This window comes from Hyphomonas sp. (genome assembly GCF_046313735.1).
Lineage (GTDB): Bacteria > Pseudomonadota > Alphaproteobacteria > Caulobacterales > Hyphomonadaceae > Hyphomonas.
Map to the genome: position 1 here is coordinate 1 of NZ_JBKBXW010000002.1, position 20310 is coordinate 20310.

22 protein-coding genes are annotated in these 20310 nt (G+C 66.4%); 8 read left to right on the plus strand and 14 right to left on the minus strand.

The window, feature by feature from the left end:
• Window positions 1-328: 328 nt before the first annotated feature.
• Window positions 329-1276 (minus strand): 4-hydroxy-3-methylbut-2-enyl diphosphate reductase, encoded by a 948-nt coding sequence (gene ispH, locus ACK4SV_RS01110; protein WP_409915941.1) that lies wholly within the window; start codon window positions 1274-1276, stop codon window positions 329-331.
• A 114-nt stretch (window positions 1277-1390) separates the two neighbouring features.
• On the opposite strand from ispH, the gene ACK4SV_RS01115 reads away from it, so the two are divergent.
• Both ACK4SV_RS01115 and argS read left to right on the plus strand, forming a co-directional pair.
• Entirely contained in the window at window positions 1391-1972 is a 582-nt protein-coding gene (locus ACK4SV_RS01115) for a hypothetical protein (RefSeq protein ID WP_409915942.1), read from the plus strand.
• A 6-nt stretch (window positions 1973-1978) separates the two neighbouring features.
• On the plus strand, window positions 1979-3748 hold the full coding sequence (argS, locus tag ACK4SV_RS01120; RefSeq protein ID WP_409915943.1) for an arginine--tRNA ligase: 1770 nt from the start codon (window positions 1979-1981) through the stop codon (window positions 3746-3748).
• A 153-nt stretch (window positions 3749-3901) separates the two neighbouring features.
• Here argS and ACK4SV_RS01125 read toward each other — a convergent pair whose 3' ends face one another.
• Together ACK4SV_RS01125 and ACK4SV_RS01130 are read right to left on the minus strand one after the other, a co-directional pair.
• The gene (locus tag ACK4SV_RS01125) at window positions 3902-4360 is read right to left on the minus strand and encodes an REP-associated tyrosine transposase (protein ID WP_409915944.1); all 459 of its coding nucleotides are present in this window, start codon (window positions 4358-4360) and stop codon (window positions 3902-3904) included.
• A gap of 127 nt (window positions 4361-4487) precedes the next feature.
• Complete coding sequence (locus ACK4SV_RS01130) at window positions 4488-4973, minus strand: NAD(P)H-dependent oxidoreductase (protein WP_409916153.1); 486 nt, start codon at window positions 4971-4973, stop codon at window positions 4488-4490.
• Window positions 4974-5234: 261 nt separating this feature from the next.
• On the opposite strand from ACK4SV_RS01130, the gene lspA reads away from it, so the two are divergent.
• The 4 genes from lspA to ACK4SV_RS01150 all read left to right on the plus strand — a co-directional run bounded on the left by lspA (window position 5235) and on the right by ACK4SV_RS01150 (window position 9113).
• Window positions 5235-5771, plus strand: coding sequence for a signal peptidase II (gene lspA, locus ACK4SV_RS01135; RefSeq protein WP_409915945.1), 537 nt, complete (start codon window positions 5235-5237; stop codon window positions 5769-5771).
• Window positions 5772-5810: 39 nt separating this feature from the next.
• On the plus strand, window positions 5811-6302 hold the full coding sequence (locus ACK4SV_RS01140; RefSeq protein WP_409915946.1) for a DUF3035 domain-containing protein: 492 nt from the start codon (window positions 5811-5813) through the stop codon (window positions 6300-6302).
• 61 nt (window positions 6303-6363) lie between these two features.
• Window positions 6364-7728: a M16 family metallopeptidase gene (locus tag ACK4SV_RS01145; RefSeq protein WP_409915947.1), complete on the plus strand. Its 1365-nt coding sequence runs from the start codon at window positions 6364-6366 to the stop codon at window positions 7726-7728.
• On the plus strand, window positions 7728-9113 hold the full coding sequence (locus ACK4SV_RS01150) for a M16 family metallopeptidase (protein WP_409915948.1): 1386 nt from the start codon (window positions 7728-7730) through the stop codon (window positions 9111-9113). The genes ACK4SV_RS01145 and ACK4SV_RS01150 overlap by 1 nt, the downstream gene beginning before the upstream one ends.
• 37 nt (window positions 9114-9150) lie before the next feature.
• Here the strand turns inward: ACK4SV_RS01150 and ACK4SV_RS01155 are convergent, their stop codons facing one another.
• Window positions 9151-9300, minus strand: a complete 150-nt coding sequence (locus tag ACK4SV_RS01155) for a hypothetical protein (RefSeq protein WP_409915949.1) — start codon at window positions 9298-9300, stop codon at window positions 9151-9153.
• A gap of 201 nt (window positions 9301-9501) precedes the next feature.
• On the opposite strand from ACK4SV_RS01155, the gene ACK4SV_RS01160 reads away from it, so the two are divergent.
• Together ACK4SV_RS01160 and ACK4SV_RS01165 are read left to right on the plus strand one after the other, a co-directional pair.
• The gene (locus ACK4SV_RS01160; RefSeq protein ID WP_409915950.1) at window positions 9502-10116 is read left to right on the plus strand and encodes an HD family hydrolase; all 615 of its coding nucleotides are present in this window, start codon (window positions 9502-9504) and stop codon (window positions 10114-10116) included.
• Window positions 10113-11066 (plus strand): NUDIX hydrolase, encoded by a 954-nt coding sequence (locus ACK4SV_RS01165; RefSeq protein WP_409915951.1) that lies wholly within the window; start codon window positions 10113-10115, stop codon window positions 11064-11066. The genes ACK4SV_RS01160 and ACK4SV_RS01165 overlap by 4 nt, the downstream gene beginning before the upstream one ends.
• A gap of 3 nt (window positions 11067-11069) precedes the next feature.
• On the opposite strand, the gene ACK4SV_RS01170 is transcribed toward ACK4SV_RS01165, so the two are convergent.
• The 10 genes from ACK4SV_RS01170 to ACK4SV_RS01215 form a co-directional block, all read right to left on the minus strand.
• The gene (locus tag ACK4SV_RS01170) at window positions 11070-12083 is read right to left on the minus strand and encodes an amidohydrolase family protein (protein WP_409915952.1); all 1014 of its coding nucleotides are present in this window, start codon (window positions 12081-12083) and stop codon (window positions 11070-11072) included.
• Window positions 12084-12554: 471 nt separating this feature from the next.
• Window positions 12555-13676: a beta-ketoacyl-ACP synthase III gene (locus ACK4SV_RS01175; protein WP_409915953.1), complete on the minus strand. Its 1122-nt coding sequence runs from the start codon at window positions 13674-13676 to the stop codon at window positions 12555-12557.
• Window positions 13677-13819: 143 nt separating this feature from the next.
• A complete protein-coding gene (locus tag ACK4SV_RS01180) occupies window positions 13820-14080 on the minus strand; it encodes a hypothetical protein (RefSeq protein ID WP_409915954.1) in 261 nt (86 codons plus the stop codon).
• Window positions 14077-14295 carry a hypothetical protein gene (locus tag ACK4SV_RS01185; protein ID WP_409915955.1) on the minus strand — a complete coding sequence of 73 codons (219 nt, stop codon included), beginning with the start codon at window positions 14293-14295 and terminating at the stop codon, window positions 14077-14079. The genes ACK4SV_RS01180 and ACK4SV_RS01185 overlap by 4 nt, the downstream gene beginning before the upstream one ends.
• A complete protein-coding gene (locus tag ACK4SV_RS01190; RefSeq protein WP_409915956.1) occupies window positions 14292-14879 on the minus strand; it encodes a DNA-3-methyladenine glycosylase I in 588 nt (195 codons plus the stop codon). The genes ACK4SV_RS01185 and ACK4SV_RS01190 overlap by 4 nt, the downstream gene beginning before the upstream one ends.
• Window positions 14876-15766: a YgfZ/GcvT domain-containing protein gene (locus ACK4SV_RS01195; protein ID WP_409916154.1), complete on the minus strand. Its 891-nt coding sequence runs from the start codon at window positions 15764-15766 to the stop codon at window positions 14876-14878. The genes ACK4SV_RS01190 and ACK4SV_RS01195 overlap by 4 nt, the downstream gene beginning before the upstream one ends.
• On the minus strand, window positions 15759-16793 hold the full coding sequence (locus ACK4SV_RS01200; protein ID WP_409915957.1) for a hypothetical protein: 1035 nt from the start codon (window positions 16791-16793) through the stop codon (window positions 15759-15761). The genes ACK4SV_RS01195 and ACK4SV_RS01200 overlap by 8 nt, the downstream gene beginning before the upstream one ends.
• A gap of 185 nt (window positions 16794-16978) precedes the next feature.
• Window positions 16979-17377 (minus strand): GtrA family protein, encoded by a 399-nt coding sequence (locus tag ACK4SV_RS01205; RefSeq protein ID WP_409915958.1) that lies wholly within the window; start codon window positions 17375-17377, stop codon window positions 16979-16981.
• Window positions 17361-18953, minus strand: a complete 1593-nt coding sequence (locus ACK4SV_RS01210) for a hypothetical protein (protein ID WP_409915959.1) — start codon at window positions 18951-18953, stop codon at window positions 17361-17363. Before ACK4SV_RS01210 ends, ACK4SV_RS01205 begins: the two co-directional genes overlap by 17 nt.
• Window positions 18950-20173 (minus strand): glycosyltransferase family 2 protein, encoded by a 1224-nt coding sequence (locus ACK4SV_RS01215; protein WP_409915960.1) that lies wholly within the window; start codon window positions 20171-20173, stop codon window positions 18950-18952. Before ACK4SV_RS01215 ends, ACK4SV_RS01210 begins: the two co-directional genes overlap by 4 nt.
• Window positions 20174-20310 lie beyond the last annotated feature (137 nt).

Here is a 20310-nt window from a genome sequence, read left to right on the forward strand (position 1 = left end):
GCTCAACCATTCTTACGGCGCGCTCACGCACCTCAGGCGAATACCGCCCCTGTCTTCTCTGCTCTGTCATGGCTCCAATCTCTCAAGAAAAGGAGCCTCCGGTAAACCCGGGGAGGTTCAGATGCCGGTGATTGGCCGCGTCAGCATGCTTGGCTGGTGGAAGAAATGGGTGGTCTGCGAGACATCTTTGAACCAAGGCTCGCGAAGATCGGCGCCTTTCAAGATAGTTTCTGAATCGGCAAGCACAGGCGGTGAAGTACGACGGGTCCAAACGTCACCAGCGCTCTACCTCGGTGGATATCGCTTCGCTCAACCCACCCTACACGGATCACCCCACCAACACCCGCGGCAGTTTGAACGTCACCGTCTCATCCGCCGTCTTCACCGTGTCCATTGTCACGTCGAACCGCTCCCGGCACGCATCGATCACGCCCTGCACCAGGTCTTCCGGCGCGCTCGCCCCCGCTGTCAGGCCGAGCACGGAAACGCCTTCGAACCACGCCCAGTCGATGTCCTCTGCCGAGGCGATGAGTTCGGCCCTTGCCGCGCCGGCGCGCAGCGCCACTTCGACGAGGCGGACGGAGTTTGAACTCGTCCGTGCACCGATGACCAGCACGAGCCCGGCGCCGGGGGCGAGCACCTTCACGGCGTCCTGCCGGTTGGTGGTGGCGTAGCAGATGTCTTCCTTGTGCGGCACGGCGATGCCGGGGAAGCGGGCCTGCAGCGCGCCGACGATTTCGGCGGTGTCGTCCACGGAGAGGGTCGTCTGGGTGAGGAAGGCGAGATTGCCGGGGTCGCGCGGCTGGTAGGCGCGCGCGTCCTCCACCGTCTCGATCAGCGTGACGGCGCCTTCCGGCAACTGGCCCATCGTGCCGATCACTTCGGGGTGGCCGGCATGGCCGATGAGCAGGATCTCGCGCGCCTGGTCGTGGTGGCGGGCAGCCTCGACATGCACCTTGGAGACCAGCGGGCAGGTCGCGTCCACATAGATCATGTTGCGGGCGCGCGCCTCGGCCGGCACGGATTTGGGCACTCCATGCGCGGAAAAGATGACAGGCCGGTCATCCGGGCATTCGTCCAGTTCCTCCACGAACACCGCGCCGAGCGCCTCCAGCCGCTCCACCACATGCCGGTTGTGGACGATCTCGTGGCGCACATAGACCGGGGCGCCCCATTTCTTCAGGGCCTCCTCCACGATCTGGATGGCACGGTCGACCCCGGCACAGAAGCCGCGCGGGGCGGCAAGGCGCAGGGTGAGGGCGGGTCTGGCGGTCATGGGGCGGTCTTCTCCTGCGCCTGATGCGTTGCGCGGGCGCCGTAACGCCTTTAACACGGGCAGGCTATCAGATGGACAGGCCTTTTTCACGGGCCAAGACGGATATACCGCCGCATGCGCAAGACTGCCTTGATCCTCGCCGCCGCCCTCCTGGCGGCTGTGTCTGTTTCCGGCTGCCGCTCCAGCCGCCTCGCCCAGCAGTTTGACACGACGCCGAATGCCGGCCCGTGCCCCGTTGCCGGGTCGATCCATGATGTGTCGCGGTATGTGAAATTCGCGCCCGGCGCGGGCGAGCTGTTCTCGGACATCGAATACACCGCCGAGATCACCGATGTGCGCCTCTTCTGCCGCTATACCGACGATATCCCGCTGGCTGCCGAGATCGAGATCGACTTTGCCTTCGGCCGCGGCCCGCGGGGCACCGCCGTCACCCATACCTATCCGTATTTCGTCGCCGTCACCCGCCGCAACGGCAAGGTCCTGGCGCGCGAGACCTTCGCCACGCAGGGCGAGTTCCGCAGCGGGCAGGTTTCCGGCAAGACAGAGCTCGTCAACCGGATCGAGATTCCGCGCGCCGATGGTTCCATCTCCGGCGTCAACTTCGAAATCCTCGTGGGCTTCGAGCTGACGCCCGAACAGCTGGAATTCAACCGCGCCGGCAAGCGGTTCCGCCTCGATGCGGGCCCGGTGGAGTAGGGGCCCATGACCAGCCTGGCGGGGGAGCTGTCGGCGGCTGCGGGCGCCGCGTTCGAGGCCATGGGGCTGGCGGCGCGGTTTGGCGAGGTACGCCGCAGCGACAAGCCGGAGCTCGCGGATTTCCAGTGCAATGGCGCGATGGCGGCGGCGAAGGCGGCGGGCCGCAACCCGCGCGAGATCGCCGGCGAGATTGCCGCAAAGCTGAAAGGCCATCCCAGCGTCTCGTCCGCCGAAGTCGCCGGGCCCGGCTTCATCAACCTGCGCGTCTCCGATGCGGCCCTCTCGGCCCGGGCCGAAGGCGTGCGCGGCGATGCGATGGCGGGCGCCGAAAAGGCCGCTGATGCGGCTGTCACGGTGATCGACTTTGGCGGCGCGAATGTCGCCAAGCCCATGCATGTCGGCCATCTGCGCTCCGCCGTGATCGGCGACACGCTTCAAAGGCTCCTGCGCTTCCTGGGCGATACGGTGATCTCGGACGTGCATCTCGGCGACTGGGGCCTGCAGATGGGCCACCTCGTCACCGAGCTGCAGGATGAACAGCCTGGCCTCATCTATTTCGATGCGGACTATACCGGCCCATACCCGGCTGAGCCGCCTGTGACGATAGATGACCTCGGCCGCCTCTATCCGCAGGCCTCGGCCAGGGCGAAGGCCGACGAGGCCCGCAATGAGCGCAGCCAGCTGGCCGTCGCCGAGCTCCAGGCCGGCCGGCCGGGCTACCGCGCGCTGCTGCGCCATTTCATCGACGTGTCAGTCGAGGCGCTCAAATCAGATTACGGCTTCCTCAACGTCTCCTTCGACCTGTGGAAGGGCGAAAGCGATGTGGACGGGCTGATCCCCGGCCTCGTCGAGCGCTACAAGGCTGCCGGCCTTGCCGAGGCGAGCGACGGGGCGTGGATCGTCCGCGTCGCGCGCGAGGGTGACAAGAAAGAAATGCCGCCCGTCATGCTGGTCAACAGCCGGGGCGGCACCGGCTATCACACGACCGACCTCGCCACGATCCTCGACCGGATGGACACGCTCGCGCCCACGCCGGAGCGGATGCTCTACGTGGTCGACCAGCGCCAGGCGCTGCATTTCGAACAGGTGTTCCGCGCCGCCGGCATGCTGGGCCTGATCTCCGAGGACCGCCTCGAACATATCGGCTTCGGCACCGTCAACGGGCCGGATGGCAAGCCCTTCAAGACGCGCGAAGGCGGCGTGCTGCGCCTCGCCGACCTTCAGGCGATGGCGATGGAAGAGGCGGAAAAGAAACTCTCCGCCGCGAACCTGCCCGCAGACATGGGCGAGGCCGAGCGCTTCGATGTGGCGAAGAAAGTGGCCGTCGCCGCGCTGCGCTTCTCCGACCTGATGAACACGCGCACCACCAATTATGTGTTCGACCTGGAACGCTTCACCAGCTTCGAGGGCAAGACCGGGCCTTACCTGATGTATGCCGCCGTCCGGGTGAAATCGGTGCTCCGCCGGGCCGCCGAAGCGGGCCATGCGCCGGGCAAGGTCGCCGTCAGCGAAGAGACCGAACGCGCGCTGGTGCTGCAACTCGACGGCTTCGGCGCCGCCCTCCTTGGCGCCCGCGAAAAGCGGATGCCCCACATCCTCTGCGAACACCTCTATAATCTGGCGCAAGCCTTCAGCAGCTTCTACGCCGCCCTGCCCATCGCAGCGGAAGCCGACGCGGACAAGCGCGCGAGCCGGCTGGCGCTGGCGGACGCGGTAAGGCACCAGCTGGAAACAGGGCTTGGCCTGCTGGGCATTGACGTGCCGGCGCGGATGTAGGGCGTCGGATTTCGCTGCGCTCTATCCGACCTACGGAACCTCAAAGCTCGATGCGCCCCGTAGGTCGGATAGAGGCCAAAGGCCGAAATCCGACGTCCCCAAACACCACGCATGCGATGGCGGATTTCGCTGCGCTCTATCCGCCCTACGCGTTTATGGGTCCGGCGCATGATACCGTCTCCAGGTCGAATACAGCCAATCGGAAATTTCCGCCACATGGTCGTGTTTGACCGGGTTAAAGTGGACATAATTGATATGGTTCTCGAGGTCGCGGTCGTCGCGGATGGCGTGTTCCCAGAACCGGTTTTGCCAGACTTTCTCATCTCGCGCGATCACGCCGGACGCGCGGAGGCGGCGTGTGAAACCTGATTTCAGAAGCCTCAGGCGCGTTGAAAAATCCGGGTCACCCTGCGGCAACGTCCAGATCACATGCAAATGGTCCGGAAGCACGACCGCCGCCAGCGTCGAGAAGGGGTGATCCTGCTCAACCTCGCGCCATGACTGCCGCAGAGCCTCCACGTGGTCGGTGAGCAGCCGGCGCGAGCGGTCCGCGAGATTGACCGTGAAGAAGTAGGTTCCTCCGGGAACATAGAGGCGGCGATAGGCAGGCATGGGAGGCAGGTTTAACGGGGATCGGGGGCGCGGCAAACGGGATTCAGGATAGGCCGACACCATTGATCAGGGCGTCGGATTTCGGCCTGCGGCCTCTATCCGACCTACGGGTCGCGAAGCGCCCCCCTCACCAAATCCCCGCGGCCACCCCCGCCATCATTCCCGCGCCCAGCTCCCGGCACTTCGCCAGCGTGTCCGCCTCCACCACCTTCGGCGCCAGGATTTCCTCCGGGGTCTGAGCACCCAGGTTGACGATCCGCGGCGGCTGCACCTCCTTCAATCGCCAGCCCGCGGCGATCCGCGCCGCCTGCCGCGCGGCGCCGGTGCCATCGCTGCCGGCGGCAATCATCAGCGCGTAGGGCCGCCCCTCGATCCGTCCGAGCAGGGGATAGTAACACCTGTCGAAGAATTCCTTCATCTCGCCGGTCAGCGCGGCGAGGTTTTCCGGCGCGGCGAAGAGATACCCCGCCGCCGCTGCCATATCCTCCGGCCCGGCGTCCCGCGCGCGGATCAGGCGCACCTCGCCCTCCGCCGCTGCGCCCTCGAACGCCGCCCGCGCCATCGCCTCCGCCGCCCCGGTGCGCGAGTGCCAGAGGATGAGAAGCTGTTTCATGGAAGGCAGGGTAGGGGCGGCGGCGCGCTCTGTCACGGTCTCACCCTTCTCCCCTCTCCCTGGGGAGAGGGCGCGAGGATCAGCGATTGCACTGCAATCGCCTGAGCGCGGGGTGAGGGGGCGCTCCGTTTCAGCCGTCCGATCCGGCAGCCGAGTAGCGCCCCCTCATCCCCAACCCCTTCTCCCCGGGGAGAAGGGGCTTAGCGCAAGCCTGCACACAAATGCTTGATCCGGCCCGCCCGGTCTGCAATCTCGGCGCCCATGAGGTTCGTGCAGCAGACAATCTGGCCCTTCGCGGTGATCCCGCTTGTCCTCCTGCTCGATCAGGTGACCAAGGCGATGGTGCTGGCCGAGCCGCGCTTCAACGCGCTCGCCTGTCTCGACCGTACGGTCCCCTGCGGCCAGATCGTCCTGCCCGGCCCCATCGACCTGACGATGCTGTGGAACCGGGGGATGAGCTACGGCCTCCTGCAATCGGAAGGCATCATGCGCTGGGTGCTCGCCGGCGCCATGCTGGCGATCGCGCTCGGCTTCCTCGTCTGGCTGATGCGTGCTGACGGCAAATGGCTGAAACTGTCGCTCGCCCTCGTCATCGGCGGCGCCTTCGGCAACCTGATCGACCGCGTGCGCTATGGCGCCGTCGTCGATTTCATCGATGTGAACGAGCTGACGGCCGGCTGGTTCCCGTGGATTTTCAACGTCGCCGATTCGGCGATCACCGTCGGCGCCATCCTGCTGTTTGCAGACCAGTTCTTACTTTCGCGCCGGAAACCGTCTAACAGTGTGGAACAAGGCTAGGCCTGCCACCCCCCTCGATGCCCCTGCGGAGCTGACCCGATGAAGAAAACCCTGCCTCTCCTCGCCGCCGGCGCCGCGCTCATGGCGGCGGCTGCCTGCTCGTCCACCGGCAATACGGGCGCCGTCACGCCGGACGAGTTCCGGGTCGTCACCAAGCCGCCGCTCAGCCTGCCGCCGGGCTACAGCCTGCGCCCGCCGGCCCCCGGCACGACTATCCCGGCCGAGGTGGAAGGCACCGGCTCCGTCGCTGCCTTCGGCACGGTCATCGGCCAGTCTGCGAGCCCGGTTGAGCGCGCCCTTGTCGCCGCCGCCGGCGCCAATGCGGTCAACCCCGCCATCCGCGCCCAGGTCGACTTTGAAGAAACCCGCGCCATCCGCAAATCGCCCAGCGTGACCGACCGGGTCCTGTTCTGGCGTGCCGACAATCCGGAAGACGCCGAATCTGCCCTGAATGACAACGCCACTGGCAACCAGCAGGTCACCATCCAGCAAACCAGCGGCGGACGCCGGATTAGGCTTCCCGGAACCTGATCTGCGCCCTAGTTTGCAGGGGACACCGACCTGCAGCGATTCAGAAGACCGGAGCTGACGCATGAAACCGACAATCCTTGCCGGGCTCGCGGCGTGCTGGCTGATGTTTTCTCCCATCGCCGCCGCCGAAGCGCCCGCCGATCCGAACGCGCCCTCCACCTTCACGCTGGACAATGGGATGCAGGTCGTCGTCGTGCCGGACCGGCGCGCCCCGGTCGTCACACACATGGTCTGGTACAGGGTCGGCGCGGTCGATGAGGCGCCCGGAAAGTCCGGCATCGCCCACCTGTTCGAACATGTGATGTTCAAGGAAACCGAGAATATCGGCCCGGAGGAATTCACCTCGATCGTCCAGCGCCTCGGCGGCCAGCTGAACGCCTTCACCTCCTGGGACTACACCGCCTATTTCGAGCGCGTGCACCGCGACCATCTCGGCCGGATGATGGAGCTTGAGGCCGACCGCATGGTCAACCTCATCATCAATGACGATCCCGAAGGCCCGTTCATCTCCGAGCGGGACGTTGTGAAGGAAGAGCGCCGCCAGCGGATCGAGAACAATCCGAACGCCCTGCTGCAGGAACAGGTGCTCTCCACCCTCTGGCGCGGCCACCCCTATGAGATCACCGTCATCGGCCTGATGGACGAAGTCGCCGCCCTCACGCCGGAGGATGGCCTCGAATTCTACCGCCAGTATTACAGCCCGGAAAATGCCATCCTCGTCGTCGCCGGCGATGTCACGGAAGAAGAGGTCCGCGCGCTTGCCGAGCGCTATTATGGCCCAATCCAGCCCACCGGCCTCGCCATCAATGAGCGCCCCTGGCGCTCGGTGGAGCCGCTCACGGAAAGCCACTTCCTCAGCCACTCCGACCCCAAGGTCCGCCAGCCGGTCTGGAGCCGCTACTATCTCGGCACCTCGCAGCGCCGGAACTATGAAAAGGCCCTCGCCCTCGAAGTCGGCCTGCAGGTCCTCGGCGGCGGCCTCACCAGCCGGCTCTATCAGGCTCTCGTGGAGGAGCAGAAACTCGCCATCAATGTCGCCACCTTCAGCTGGACCACGCTGCACGATGAAGGCCCCGCCGTCATCTTCGGAACCCCGGTCACCGGCGTCACGCTGGAAGAGCTGGAAGCAGCCGTGATGGCCGAAATCGAACGCATCCTCGAGGAAGGCTTTACCGAGCCGGAAGTCACCCGCGCCCGCAACCGGCTCGCCGCCTCCGCCATCTACCAGCGCGACAGCCAGGCCTCGATGGCCAACATGTTCGGCGCCGGCAAGGTGCTCGGCTGGACGCTGGAGGAAATCAAGGCCTATCCCGATGACATCCGCCGCGTGACGCCGGAAGCCGCACTCGCCGCCGTGCGCGCCGTCTTCGGCCCGGACCGGCACTTCATCACCGCCCACCTCCTGCCCGAAGAAGGAGGCTTCTGATGCTCCGTCTCACGCTCGCCGCCGCCGCAGCCGCGCTCCTCGCCCTCTCGGCCTGCACCACAGCGCCCGCCGCCAGCCTCGCCCCCGAGGCGCCGCAGCAAGCCGGCCTCGCGGTCGACATCTATGAAGGCAACTTCGTCCGCATCCAGCAATTCACCACGCCGGGCGGGGTCTCGGTCTGGCTCGTCAACGAGCCCTCCATCCCGATCCTGTCGGTGCAAATGGCCTGGCGCGGCGGCTCGATCACCGATCCCGATGACCTGCGCGGCCTCACCTCGCTGGTCACCTACAGCATGAATGAAGGCGCCGGCGACCTCGACTCGCTCGCCTTCACCACCGCGATGGAAGAGCTGAACATGAGCTTCGGCTGCTCGGCCAGCAGCGAATGGACCGGCTGCTCGGCCACCATGCTGTCGGACAACGCCGCCGCCTCGATGGATCTCGTTGCCCTCGCCTTTGCCGAGCCGCGCTTCGATACCGGCCCGTTCGAGCGCTTCCGCCGCGAGCAGGAAGTCAGCCTGCGCACGCGCGAGACCAACCAGAACTTCCTCGCCGGCCGCGCCTTTGCCGCCAAGCTCTATCCAGACCACCCCTTCGCGCGCGAACTCACCGCTGAAACCCTCGCCGCCCTGACGCCGGAGCTTGCCCGCGCCCACATGCAGACGCTGATGCCGCGCGACCGGCTGATCGTCACCGCTGTCGGCGCCGTCACCCCGGAAGAGCTCGCCCCGCTGATCGACAGCGTCGCCGCCAACCTGCCGGAAACCTCCGAAATCGCGCCCGTCGCGCCGGTCACCCTGCCGGAGGTGGCGCCGGAGCCCACCATCGTCCCGCTGCCCCAGCCGCAGACCCTCGTGCGTTTCATGGCCGGCGGCATCGACCGCAACAATCCGGACTATTTCCCGGCCTTCGTCCTCAACTACACCTTCGGCGGCGGCGGCTTTGAAAGCCGGCTCGTGAAGTCGCTGCGGGTGGAGAAGGGGCTCACCTATGGCATCAGCACCAGCCTCAGCCCCAACCTGTCCTTCCTCTCCTGGTCGGGCGGCGGCCAGACCAAGAATGAAAGCGCGGGCGAGTTCATCGAGGGCATCAAGGTCGAAATGCTGGGCCTGATCGAGGGCGGCGTGACCGAAGCAGAGCTCTCCGACGCCAAGGCCTATCTCGTCGGCTCCTATCCGCTTGCCTTCGATTCCAACGCAAAGATCGCCGGCCAGATGATGAGCGTGCGCCAGGAGGATCTCGGCATCGACTTCTTCGACCGCCGCAATGCGCTGATCGAGGCCGTCACGCTGGAAGACGTCAACCGCGTCGCCGCGCGATACCTCGCGCCAGAGCGGTTCGCCTTCGTGCTGGTCGGTGAGCCGGTGCTCACGCCCGCGGAGTAATCCGCACAGCGCAGCAGCAGAAGCAGGGCAGGGACGATCAGTCCTCGAAGTCTTCGGTGAACAGGTCGCCCCACAGGGCGCGGCGGCTGGCGCGCGCGGCTTCGGTGACGACGACGACGGCGCCAAAGGCAAGAATCGTCAGCGGCAGGCCGGTGCCATGCAGGAATTGCTGGATAAGATCGTTCATGCCGGCTCGCCCTTGTCTTTTCTTGTCACTTGCATCACCCGCCAGGTCTGCCCGGCGTCTTGTGCAATCTGTATGCCGGGCAGGGCCTTAACGGCGCCTTGTCGGAATGGGGCAGCCTGAGGGCGAGAGTGTAACCGGCCTGCCCCGGAATCTTTACCGGTGCTACCAATGCCTTAAAGTCGGCCCTCAGGAGACCCCCTCGTGAAGCGTTCCGTTAAGCCTCCCCGGGTCTGGCAGCGTATGCTGTCCGGCCGCCGGCTCGATCTCGCCCATCCTTCGCCGATGGATGTGGAGATCGAGGACATCGCCCATGGCCTCGCCCGTGTCGCCCGCTGGAACGGCCAGACAAGGGGAGAGCACGCCTTCTCCGTCGCCGAACATTCCGTCCTCGTCGAAGCCATCGTCCGCAGGCTGGAGCCCGGCCTTGCCCCCGAAGCCTGGCTGACAGCCCTGCTGCATGACAGCCCGGAATATGTGATCGGCGACATGATCTCCCCCTTCAAGGCGCTGCTGGGGGAAAGCTACAAGGGCGTCGAGGCCCGCTTGCAGGAGGCCATCCACATCCGCTTCGGCCTGCCGCCGATCACGCCCGCGCGCCTGAAGAAACTCATCAAGCGCGCCGACCATGTCTGCGCCTGGTTCGAGGCGGTCCAGCTCGCCGGCTTCAGCCCGGCCGAGGCCGATGGCTTCTTCGGCCACCCACCGGACGGCATCAGTTTCACGCTGGAGGCAAAGCCCCCCGCCGCCGCGCAGGCAGACTTCCTCGCCCGCTTTGCCGCCATCCAGGCCGCGATGACCCGCGTGGCTGCAAAATGAACGATCCCGCGCCCGCCCTGCTGATCGGCCTTTCTGCCGTGATGGTCGCCATCAGCGAGGGCGAGCCGCATGTCCTCGTCACCCGCCGCCCCGGCGGGGAGGAGGCGCTGCCCTTCGGCCCGTTCGATCCCGCCCGCCACCGCACCTTCGATCTCTCCCTGCGCCGCTGGGTGCGCGAGCAGACCGGCTTCGAGATCGGCTATGTCGAACAGCTCTACACTTTCGGGGACAAGGACCGCGAAACCCCCGGCGCCACCGTGCCCGGCGCCCCGCCGGATGCGCGCGTCATCTCCGTCGGCTATCTCGCGCTCACGCCCGAAGTGCGCCCTGTCGAAGCAAGCTTCGAGGCGCGCTGGCGCAGCTGGTACCAGTATTTTCCGTGGGAAGATCATCGCAGCGGCCGGCCGGACATGCTGGACGGCGAAATCGGCCCGCGCCTCCTCGCCTGGGCCGGCAGCAATGACCGCCGCCGCGACCGCGCCCGCACCGCCTTCGGCCTCGAGGGAGCGCGCTGGTTCGAGGAACGCGTGCTGGAACGCTATGAGCTGCTGTACGAAGCCCGCCTCGTGGCCGAATATGCGCGCGATGCGGGGCAGGGCGAGCCGGCCCTCAGCCTCGGCGCGGCCATGGCGTCCGACCACAGGCGCATCCTCGCCACCGCCCTTTCGCGCCTGCGCAGCAAGATCAAATACCGCCCCGTCGTGTTCGAGCTGATGCCCGAACGCTTCACCCTGTCAGAGCTGCAGCGCGCCGTTGAAGGGATTCTCGGCCTCTCGCTGCACACCCAGAATTTCCGCCGCGCGCTCGACAAGGCCGGCCTCGTCGCCGGCACGGGCAGTATGGAAACCGGCACAGGCGGGCGCCCGGCAGAACTGTTCACCTTCCGCCGCGCCCATGCCGGCAGCATCTCCGCCCCCGGCCTCGCCACGCCGAGAAAATCCGTAGACTGAATATTATTCCGTCTCGAGCCGCAGGAAGCGCGCCGCATTGTCATGCAGGATCGCCTTCTTCTGCTCATAGGTCAGGTAAGGCGCCTCATTGATGGCGTTGATGCCTTCCTCGATCAGGCCGGGCCAGTTCATCTGGTCGGAGCCGAACATGATCCGGTCGGCAAATCCCGCCTGCACCAGCTCCGAAAAGAAGGCATGATAATCCGCGCGCGGCACAGAAGCCTGCAGGATGCCGGTATCCACATAGAGCTGCGGATAGGCATACAGCATCGCCTTGGTTTCCGCCGCATACGGATAACCTGCATGCATCATGTAGACGCGCAGGCGCGGATGGCGCGCCAGCACATCCTCGATCTGCCGTGCCGATTGCAACCGGTAAGCCCCGCCCGTCAGCGCCGGCGTGCCCGGCGGGCCAACGCCCATATGGATGCCGAGCGGAATGTCCAGCTCCTCGGCCAGCGCCCAGTAGGCATCAAACCGTTCATGATCTGCCAGGAAGCCCGCATACTGGTTCGTCACCTCGCCCAGCACGGCAAACTCGCCATTGCGGAACGCCTCGCCCAGCATCTCCGGCGTCTCGCGCGAATAGGCGAGGTTGAACATCCGTGCCGGGATGAACAGCTCCGGCGCCGCCTCCCGCCAGGTGTTCACCGCGCCCGGCGCATCCGACAGGACGCCGCGAATATTCAGGCGGCGCATCACGGCGATGGTCTCGCTCATCACCTCCTCATCGGTCATCGGGCCCCAGATCGGATTCTCGCAGGTCGGCTCGGCCGCCAGCCTGCCGAACACCTGTCCCCAGGGCTCTGCCGGGTCATATTTGAGGTTAGCTGATATCCCGACACAGATCGAGGTCGGCGGATGCCCATTGGCGCTCGCGGAGGCAGCATGAAGGTGCACATCAATGATCGGCCCGGTATAGGCCGCCGGCTCCGGCGCCGCCCCTACCGCGCCTGCCCCGCAGGCCGCGAGCATCCCCGCCGCCAGCCCGCACATCGCTGCTCCCCACTGCCGCATGCCTCGCTCCTCTTTCCACGCTCCTGCGGCAAGTTGGACATATTTTTCCGCATCCCTCAAGCAAAAGCGAGCGAACGCTCGGCCCCCTCCGTCATCCCGCTACGCGGGCTGCCACCTCCCCCGCTGCGCAGGGGAGGAAAGAGTTGCATCCAGCCACGCCGCCATCCTCCCCCGCTTGCGGGGGAGGTGCCCGAAGGGCGGAGGGGGCTTCGAGGGATCAGAAATCGCACTGCGATTTCCCCGAGAAGGCCAGCTGCCGGAACGGCAGCTGACACGCATCATAAGACGCCCATCAGCCGTCATCCCGGGATTGCCGCAGGCAATGCCCGGGACCCAGCCTTCATCCGTAGACATACAAACCCACCTCTGTCATTCCGGCGAATGCCGGAACCCAGAAGTGGCAACGCACAATGGCAGTCTGGTTCCCGGCCTGCGCCGGGATGACATGAAACTGTGAAGCGTCAGCCCGCGCTAGCCAGCCCGCTCCACCACCACCGTCCCCGCCGAATACCCCGCCCCGAAGGAACAGATCAGCCCTTTCTGGCCAGCAGCGATATCATCCGAGTGCAGATGGAATGCGATGATCGATCCCGCAGAAGACGTATTCGCATAGGTATCAAGCACGGTCGGGCTTTCTGCCTCGCTCGCCTCATGGCCGAGCACTTTGGAGGAGATCAGCCGGTTCATGTTGGCATTCGCCTGGTGCAGCCACATGCGCCGAAGCTCCGCAGGCTGAAGGCTGAGCTCAGCGAGGTGCGCGGTGATCATCTCCGCCACCATCGGCACCACTTCCTTGAACACCTTGCGGCCTTCCTGCACGAACAGCTTGTCCGGCGCACCGATGCCGTCCGGGTCGGCCCGGTTCAGGAAGCCGAAATTATTGCGGATATTGTTGGAAAACTGCGTCTTCAGCTTCGTGCCGAGGATTTTCCAGTGCCGCGCGGGCGCAAACTCCTCCGCCTCCACCAGCACGGCGGTTGCCACATCGCCGAAGATGAAATGGCTGTCGCGGTCGGTGAAGTTGAGATGGCCCGAACAGATTTCCGGGTTCACCACGAGGACGGAGCGGGCATTCCCGGACCGGATGAAATCGGCGGCCGTCTGTATGCCGAAGGTCGCCGACGAACACGCGACATTCATGTCAAAGGCAAAGCCCTCGATGCCGAGGGCATCCTGAATTTCAATCGCCATCGCCGGATAGGCGCGCTGCATGTTGGACGCCGCGCAGATCACCGCGTCGACATCCTTTGCCTCGCGCCCCGCCCGCTTCAGCGCGTCGCGCGCGGCATGAACGCCCATCTCCGCCATGATCGAGATCTGCTCATTCGGCCGCTCATCGATGCGCGGCGCCATGATGCCGGGGTCCAGCACGCCGCCCTTGTCGATCACATAGCGCGCCTTGATGCCAGAGGCCTTCTCGATGAACTCCACCGAGGAGGGCTGTTTCGGCTCCAGGAGGCCGGACTGTATCTCCGCCGCATTCTCAATGTTCCACATCGCCGCCCAGGCATTGTAGCTCTCGACCAGTTCCTCATTCGAGATCGAATTGGGCGGGGTCCAGAGGCCGGTGGCGGAAATCACGGGGCTCGGCATGGGTCATGTCTCCGGTGAGGCCGGTCTGCCCTGATTGTGGGGGCATCCGCGCCTTTCTGGCTGTTTCCTTCTTGTTTTCCAGCCTTAACCTGCGTCGCGGCCCCAGCACAAGCCAGCCCCGCACAGCCCCGGTCTGGCGGCGTTCAGGGCCTGCCATAGATGGCGTTGGACTTTTCCCGCTCCTCGGCCCGGCGGATTTCCTCGTCCAGTTTCTGCAGCCGCGCGCGCGATCCGGCCTCGGCGGCCGCCCGCACGGTTTCCCGGCAGGTGCGGCGCTGGTCCGGGTCCACCTCGCCTTCGCACCGGTTCAGTGCCTCGGCATCGGCCCGGTCGGGCCAGCTGACGCAGCCTGCCAGCACCGGCAGAACCGCCAGCATCAGCAGTGTGGCGCCCGCCCGTCTCATCGCGGTGGCCGGCGCTCGGCTTCCCGCTTCGCGGCGGCGGCCACATCGGCGACGACATTCTTCATGCAGCGCTCGCGGTCTTCCAGGTCCGTGATCGCCGCGCAGGCGTCCACCGGATTGGCATAGGCCGCCGCCGGATCAGTCGACCGGCACGCCCCCGCCGCCATCACCAGAAGCGCAGCCCCGGCGATCCCCACCTGTTTCATCATCCTCATCGGCGTTCTCCCACTGCCTTGTGACGCGGGCAGCCTAGCTCATGATCGTTGACCATGCCAACGGCCTGCGCCCAGGCATAGACAATCGTCGGGCCCACAAACTTGAATCCCCGGCGTTTCAGATCCTTCGACATCGCCGCCGACCAGGGCGTAAACGCCGGCGCCTCGCGGAAATCCCGCCAGCCGCCCACCACCGGCTTTCCGTCCACCCAGCCCCAGCAATACTCGGAAAAATCCTCGCCTGCCTCCTGCATGGCGAGGTAGGCGCGGGCATTGCCGATCGTCGCCTCGATCTTCTTCGGGCTGCGGATGATGCCAGGATTCTCCAGCGCCTTCGCCGCCCGCGCCGGTGTCCAGTGGGCGAGGCGTTCGGGGTCGAACCCGTCAAACTCCGCGCGGATCGTCTCGCGCTTCCTGAGGATCGTGATCCAGCTGAGCCCCGCCTGCATCCCATCGAGCTGCAGCTTCTCCCACAGCGCGCGGGGATCGCGCTCGGGCACGCCCCATTCGGTGTCATGGTAGCCGCGATAGAGCGCATCCTCCGCTGGCGCCCAGGCGCAGGGAAGGCGCTTCGCGTCACTCACTGGCCGGACTCACTGGCGGGCGCCTCCAGATGCGCCTTCACTTCGGCAATCAGCCAGGGCGCGCCCTCGATCTCGGCCGGGGTTTCGTTCACGGTCACAGGCTGGCGCGTGGCAATGGATTTGGCAAACCGGTCCGTCCGGATCAGGGCGAGGCCTTCGCCCGTTCCCGCAACACTTGTCACCACGCCGAGCAGCCCCGCCTCGCCCGCGCGTACTTCGGCGCCCGCCGCCAGCGCAGCGCCCCGCAGGCGCACCGTCCGCTTGCGGATCAGGCCCTTGCGCTTCATCCGGCTCGCCACTTCCTGCCCGACGAAACAGCCCTTGCGGTAATCAATGCCGGCCATCAGGTCCATATTGATATCGGTCGGGAACACCTCCGCCGCGCGGTAGTCCCGCCCCCACTCCGGCACGCCCGCCGCAATCGACAAAGCATCCCAGCCGGGCAGGGCGTCCTGCATCGTGGCGGCAGGCGCGATCACGCGTTTCGGCAGCTTCGCGCTGCGCGGGTCCGCCGCCCCTTCTGCGCTGATCCCGGCGGCCAGCGTCTCATCCCGCACGATCTCCACCGCCGCGCGCAGGCGGAACAGTTTCAGCCGCTTCAGCAAATCCTCGGCGGCGTCCTCATGCACATCGACCAGAACGCCCTCACCGGTGCGCAGCGCCAGGTAATCGGCAATCACCTTGCCCTGCGGCGTCAGCAGCGCGCCATAGCGCATCTCGCCGTCGGTCCAGTCTCCCACCGTATGCGTCACGGTGCGCTCGAGCAGGGCGAGTGTGTCAGGCCCGGTCAGGGACAGGATGGCGCGGTGGGGCAAGCGGTGCATGGCCGTAAGGTCTAGGCGAGCCGCCGCACCCCGGCAAGCGCCGCCGCATCCCGCCTTACGGATCGAACCGGTATCCGTGCACCGTCATCTCGACGAACTTGCCCGGCGGCAGGGCCCGCCAGTTGCCGCACCAGGCCGGCCAGATACAGCGCCACAGCTCGGTCACCGGGAACATCGGGATATGGTCGGGCGGAAACACCAGCCCCTCCGGCGCGCCGGGCTGGCGCGCCCATTCGGCCACATCCGCCGGTGTGATCACCAGCTCGTCCATCCAGTCATCGGTCAGGCTCGTCACCCGCATCGTCACTTCGCCGGGGCGCCGGATGATCTCATAGCGCATCCGCTCGCCGTTCAGGTTCCGCTCCACCCGGCGCATGTTGAACCCGCCCCGGCCATTGTGCAGGTTATACTCGATGAAGCCGTTGACGATCTCGAAATCGAATTCATGGCCGGGCTCTTCCGAGCCTTCGGAGAACAGCCAGAGCGGGGCATAGACGACGCCCGAGCGCACATGGTTGATCGTTGCCTCGACCACATAATGCCCCTCGGTGCGCGCGCGTTGCAGCTCCCGCTCCCATTTGATCGCTGCCCCGCCGCGCTGGTCCAGCCGGTGCAGCAAGGACCCGTCGGGCATCGGGATCACCCGGTTGAAGCGCAGGGCGAAGCCATAGGGCATCTTGCCGGGCTGGGGGCCTTCGATCGGATGGTAGACCTGTGAATAATCATGCCGCCGCACCGGCTCTGACGGGAAGAGGACGAGGTGGCTGGACTCATGCCAGGGCGGGGGCAGCTCCATCAGCGCGCCGATGTCATGCCAGTGGCGCACGGCCTCCAGCCGCTTCGCGTGCATCGAGGCGTCCAGCGCCGCCAGTTGTGCATTGCGCTCCGGCGAGGGCGGGGCCCGGCGCAGCTGCGCCGCCTCGCGAAACTCGGCATCAATCTGTTCCGACAGCGCGGCCAGCTGGCTGAAGCTGCGGTTCAGCGCCGGGTCCATCACGGGCTTCGAGCGCGACGAGACGACGAACAGCAACAGGATGCAAAGGATCAGCCCCGCGATCAGCAACGGGTGCTGAAGCGGGCGTGCCGCCATTGCAGGCGGATTCGTTCTGTCCGGTTCACCGGTCACAGGCTCGGGTCCCCTCACGCCGCCACATCCCATCCTCGCTTATAGCCTTCCTCGGCGCGGCAGCCAGCAGGTTCTCCAAACAGGCGCGCAATGGCCGCCCGAATGCACCCATACCTGACAGGCCTGCCCCGGCGGGGCCCTTCGGGGCCTCAGCGGCGGAAGACGACATAGCGGTTCAGCACAAGGTTCACCGCGAAGGAACACCCGATCCCGGCGATCACATAGGCGCTCGCCAGCAGCCCCTCCGGCGCCCGCACCATGCCGAGGGCCGCAATCACGCCCACCCGGACGAGGCCGGAGGCGGCCAGCACGCCCATATTCGCCGCCATCCGCGCCAGCGAGAAGGCAGAGCCTTCGCCTCGAAAAGTCCAGAACTCATGCACGAAATAGAACACCGCCCCGACCGAATAGAACGACACCGCCGCCGCTGCGGGCAGGGGCAGAAGCCCGGTATGGAACAGCGCCAGCGTCAGGCAGAAATCTATGCTGACGGCCGCAAGGCTCGCCGCCAGATAGCGAAGGTTCGGGCCTTCAAGCAGGCGTTTCATCGGCGCGCCGGCTCATCACATGCAAGAGGCCCAGCCCCGCCAGCAAGGCCGGCACCCAGGCCAGCCGTGCCTGATACCGGTCATGCGGGCCCGACAGCGCCCCGCACAGCGCGGCATTCGCCAGCAGCACCAGTATCACGAGCCCGCCCGCCAGCAGGCAATCGCGCAGGCGCGGCTCCATCGCCGCCGGCTGCAGCAGGGCCGGGCGCAGGTACAGCGCCAGCAGGACCAGCCAGCCGGTCAGCACGATCAGCGTCGCGGTGTGCACCGTCACCCCCCAGCCCTCGCGCACCGGATGGAAGGGCTCGCACCGCACGCCCTCGGCGCAGCCATCAAGGCCCGGCACCTTCTGCATCAGCGAGGTTTCGGCAAAGTTCGGGGTCTGCACCACCATCTCGGCGCCGTTGCTGGTCTCGCGGATCCCGAAAAACCACAGCTGCATCATCGTGTTCTGCAGGCTCGCCGCCAGCTGCATCCCCGGATAGGCCGCGACCGCAGCGATCACGAAGTCCCGCTCCTCCGCCTGCACCGCATTGCGCACCTCAATCGGCGAGGCCACCCAGTTCTGCAGATTGCCGGCGCCGCCCCAGAGGAAGTCATTATGGTCAACATAATCCACGCCGCTGAACCGGCAGATTGCCAGCTCTGACCCCTCGCAGCGCTCCGCCAGGAAACGCTCGCCCGGCCCGTCCGCGATCACCCGCCCGGCGAGGTATGGCGCATTGCGCAGCTCCGATCCGGTGAAGCGTTCGACGCCTATCCGGTAGAGTTCGCCGAAGGCAAGGCTCGCGATCACCGCCGCCGCTGCGGCCCCGGCGGCATTGAGGCTCGCGGCATGTCTCAGCCCCGGCAGGAAGCGCCCGGCGAGGATGACCGCCAGCAGGATCAGGCCGAGGGCCATATTGGTCGCGTGCATCGTGGCCGAAAACGCCATCAGCCCCGTCAGCACAAGGATCAGCGGCCATCCCGGCGCACGGTCGAACAGCAGGATCAGCGCGGCAAGCAGGAAGACGCCCCCGAAAATATCCGGCATCAGGAAGCCAACATGAAAGCCCAGCGGCGTCAGCAGGGCGAGGGCGCCCACCAGCGCAATCTGGCCGCCGAGACTGGCCTTCGGCGCTAACACCTGAAGCAGCCGGTAGACCAGCGCCGCCACGATCAGCGCCTGCATCGCCACCACCGCCCAGAGCGAGGCAAGCTGCGTCAGACAATAGAGAAACAAGGCATAGACCGGCGAGCGCCCGGCCCCGATGGTCGAATAGCCGCCGCCGATTTCCGCCTCCACTGCGCCGGCGCCGGGGTCATCTGGTATCAGGGCCTCCGGCGGCGCGGCGGCCTGCGCTTCCCCTTCAGGCGCCGGCGCGATGCGGGAGAGGATCTGTTCGCCGATCTCATAATACTGGACGGTGTCATAGAAGATGAAGGGCTTGCCATTGACGATGGCCGGCAGCGCCATCAGCAGCGCAAACAATGCAATCAACAGGGGCGCGCGCAGCCGCCCCCCGCGCTGGCCCGTGGCCGCAACGCCCCCGGCTGCGCCGCCGGCCGCTTCGTCTGCAGCGGCATCGCCTGTCATTTCCGGATACGGAAGACCGATGCAAGGAAGGCCCCGGCCGCGATCTGGATGGCGCAGGTCACGATCGTCAGGGAGGGGACGAATTTCCGCAGCATGTCGGGCTGCGCGATGTCGCCGAAATCCCGCGACGCCCAGTAGGAGAGCGACCAGCCCGTGCCGGCCGCCCCGATGACAAAGAGGGCGAGCGCGAACAGCAGCATCCCTTCCAGGTTCAGCGACAGCAGCGTCTTCCGCATCCGCTGCGGCGCCGGCAGGAAGCCCTCGGCAGCGGCATAGGCGCGCGAGATCATCGAGAACAGGACCAGCTGCACCCCGATGATCAGCATGAAGCAGGACGCAACCAGGGTGTGATAGTCGATGCGCACATCCGGGGTGATCTGCGTCGGCCCGAACACGGTCAGCAGCCCCAGCATCAGGCTGAGCCCGATCAGCGCAAGGCCCGGCACCGCGAACAGCCATTTCGGGCTGTGCAGCAACAGGAAGCGCAGATGGCGCCAGCCATCCCGCCAGGTCTTCAGGTGCGGCGCGCGGCTGCGCCCGTCCGGCGACAGGGTGGTGGGCACTTCAGCGATCTTGAGATTGGCGAGGGAGGCCTTCACGACCATTTCGCTGGCATATTCCATCCCGGTGGATTTCAGCCCGAGGGCCAGGATCGACTCCCGATTGTAGCCGCGCAGGCCGCAATGGAAATCGCCGACGGGAATCTTGAAGAACAGCCGTCCCAGCCAGGACAGGACCGGATTGCCAAGATACCGGTGCAGCGGCGGCATGGCCCCCGGCGCAATGCCGCCCTTGAACCGGTTGCCCATCACAAGGTCTGCCCCGCCGCGCAGCGCCCCGACAAAGGCATCAAGGCTCGAGAAATCATAGGAATCATCGGCGTCGCCCATGATGATGTAGCGCCCGCGGGCGGCTGTGCTGCCCCCGATCAGCGCCGCGCCATAGCCGCGCACCGGCACATCCACGACGCGCGCCCCGGCGGCGCGGGCAATCTCCTGCGATCCGTCGGTGCTGCCATTATCGGCCACCACGACCTCTCCCGTCACGCCGGAGCGTTCCAGATATCCCAGCGCCTTCTCGATGCACACCTTCAGCGTCTCTGCCTCGTTCAGGCAGGGCATCAGGATCGTCAGTTCGACCGGCGCAGCATCCGGCTGTGGCTTGCCACCGGGCCGGGACAGGGGCGTGACATTATTCGCGGGGTCTGCGAGCTGTACCATGGTGGGTTCCCTTCCCATGACTGGCCTTGGCTGCCGAGGTGCGGCCCGGCGGTTATAAACCTTTGATCGTGACAGAAAATACGGCGATTAACCTCTTGTAAACCATAAACGGCCCCTGAGGCGTCTGGTGGCGTGAC

What these genes read in the sequence shown, in the direction of transcription:
- ispH (WP_409915941.1), bottom strand. Translation starts at nt 1,276, where the DNA reads ATGACCGCCAGACCCGCCCTCACCCTGCGCCTTGCCGCCCCGCGCGGC.
- ACK4SV_RS01115 (WP_409915942.1), top strand. Translation starts at nt 1,391, where the DNA reads ATGCGCAAGACTGCCTTGATCCTCGCCGCCGCCCTCCTGGCGGCTGTG.
- argS (WP_409915943.1), top strand. Translation starts at nt 1,979, where the DNA reads ATGACCAGCCTGGCGGGGGAGCTGTCGGCGGCTGCGGGCGCCGCGTTC.
- ACK4SV_RS01125 (WP_409915944.1), bottom strand. Translation starts at nt 4,360, where the DNA reads ATGCCTGCCTATCGCCGCCTCTATGTTCCCGGAGGAACCTACTTCTTC.
- ACK4SV_RS01130 (WP_409916153.1), bottom strand. Translation starts at nt 4,973, where the DNA reads ATGAAACAGCTTCTCATCCTCTGGCACTCGCGCACCGGGGCGGCGGAG.
- lspA (WP_409915945.1), top strand. Translation starts at nt 5,235, where the DNA reads ATGAGGTTCGTGCAGCAGACAATCTGGCCCTTCGCGGTGATCCCGCTT.
- ACK4SV_RS01140 (WP_409915946.1), top strand. Translation starts at nt 5,811, where the DNA reads ATGAAGAAAACCCTGCCTCTCCTCGCCGCCGGCGCCGCGCTCATGGCG.
- ACK4SV_RS01145 (WP_409915947.1), top strand. Translation starts at nt 6,364, where the DNA reads ATGAAACCGACAATCCTTGCCGGGCTCGCGGCGTGCTGGCTGATGTTT.
- ACK4SV_RS01150 (WP_409915948.1), top strand. Translation starts at nt 7,728, where the DNA reads ATGCTCCGTCTCACGCTCGCCGCCGCCGCAGCCGCGCTCCTCGCCCTC.
- ACK4SV_RS01155 (WP_409915949.1), bottom strand. Translation starts at nt 9,300, where the DNA reads ATGAACGATCTTATCCAGCAATTCCTGCATGGCACCGGCCTGCCGCTG.
- ACK4SV_RS01165 (WP_409915951.1), top strand. Translation starts at nt 10,113, where the DNA reads ATGAACGATCCCGCGCCCGCCCTGCTGATCGGCCTTTCTGCCGTGATG.
- ACK4SV_RS01170 (WP_409915952.1), bottom strand. Translation starts at nt 12,083, where the DNA reads ATGCGGCAGTGGGGAGCAGCGATGTGCGGGCTGGCGGCGGGGATGCTC.
- ACK4SV_RS01175 (WP_409915953.1), bottom strand. Translation starts at nt 13,676, where the DNA reads ATGCCGAGCCCCGTGATTTCCGCCACCGGCCTCTGGACCCCGCCCAAT.
- ACK4SV_RS01180 (WP_409915954.1), bottom strand. Translation starts at nt 14,080, where the DNA reads ATGAGACGGGCGGGCGCCACACTGCTGATGCTGGCGGTTCTGCCGGTG.
- ACK4SV_RS01185 (WP_409915955.1), bottom strand. Translation starts at nt 14,295, where the DNA reads ATGAGGATGATGAAACAGGTGGGGATCGCCGGGGCTGCGCTTCTGGTG.
- ACK4SV_RS01200 (WP_409915957.1), bottom strand. Translation starts at nt 16,793, where the DNA reads ATGGCGGCACGCCCGCTTCAGCACCCGTTGCTGATCGCGGGGCTGATC.
- ACK4SV_RS01205 (WP_409915958.1), bottom strand. Translation starts at nt 17,377, where the DNA reads ATGAAACGCCTGCTTGAAGGCCCGAACCTTCGCTATCTGGCGGCGAGC.
- ACK4SV_RS01210 (WP_409915959.1), bottom strand. Translation starts at nt 18,953, where the DNA reads ATGACAGGCGATGCCGCTGCAGACGAAGCGGCCGGCGGCGCAGCCGGG.
- ACK4SV_RS01215 (WP_409915960.1), bottom strand. Translation starts at nt 20,173, where the DNA reads ATGGTACAGCTCGCAGACCCCGCGAATAATGTCACGCCCCTGTCCCGG.